1 protein-coding gene is annotated in these 955 nt (G+C 67.0%); it reads right to left on the bottom strand.

The window, feature by feature from the left end:
- Window positions 1-706: 706 nt before the first annotated feature.
- On the bottom strand, window positions 707-955 hold a 249-nt coding region (locus ACYVLP_RS18225), incomplete at its 5' end, for an electron transfer flavoprotein subunit alpha/FixB family protein (protein ID WP_460628754.1).

The raw sequence follows: 955 nt of genomic DNA on the forward strand, positions 1-955 counted from the left end.
CGCTTGAAGAAGATGTTGAAGAAGGCGAGGAAGCGGTGCCAGGCCACGCCCATGGTCGGGTTGAGGGCGATGGTGATCATCCAGGCGAACGAGATGAGGATCTTCACCGCCGCGATGACGACGATCGTCTGCTCGAGGGTGTCGACGCTCAGGCCTGTGAGCGACTCACCCATCCAGCCGGTCAGCGGGTAGTGAAGCGAGTTCGCGTCGCCGACCGCGGTGGTGCCGGTGGTGCCGCCGTTGAACTCCAAGGCGTACTCGAAAGCGCGCAGCGCCAGGATGCACAGCATCACGCCGAGGATGGTCAGCTCGACGTAGTAGGCCTGCCAGAACGTCGACCCGAAGAACCGGCTGCGGCGGCCGCCCTCGCCCTTCGCCGAGCGTGGGTGGTTCTTCTGGCGGATCGCGATGAGCAGCAGGATCGCGACCAGGCCGGTCCAGGCGAGCACCTCGGTGACCCACTCGAAGGGCGGGAAGTGCCCGATNGCGGCCACGACCGGCAGCCGCGACATCCGGGTGTGGCCCAGGAACTCCCGGAACAGCGTGCGGGTGCGCGCCCCCTTCGCATCGCCCCGGTAGTCCGGCTGCCCGAGCCGGAACGTCGCGATGAAGCCCTCGACGGTGGCGACGAACAGGGTAATCCCGACACCTGCCACGCCCGTGCACACAAGGATCGCGACGTATTGAAGAACGGTCACGTCGCCGCCTAGCCGATCGCCGCGTGGATGGCTTGAGTCGCCTGCGGCAGCACGTTGAACAGGTCGCCGACGACGCCGAAGTCGACGAGCTCGAAGATCGGGGCCTCGTTGTCCTTGTTGACCGCGACGATCGTCTTGGACGTCTGCATGCCCGCCCGGTGCTGGATCGCGCCGGAGATGCCGCATGCGACGTACAGCTGCGGGCTGACCTGCTTGCCGGTCTGGCCGACCTGCGAGGTGTGGGGGTACCACCCCGC

The sequence above is a fragment of the Intrasporangium mesophilum genome (genome assembly GCF_054783095.1).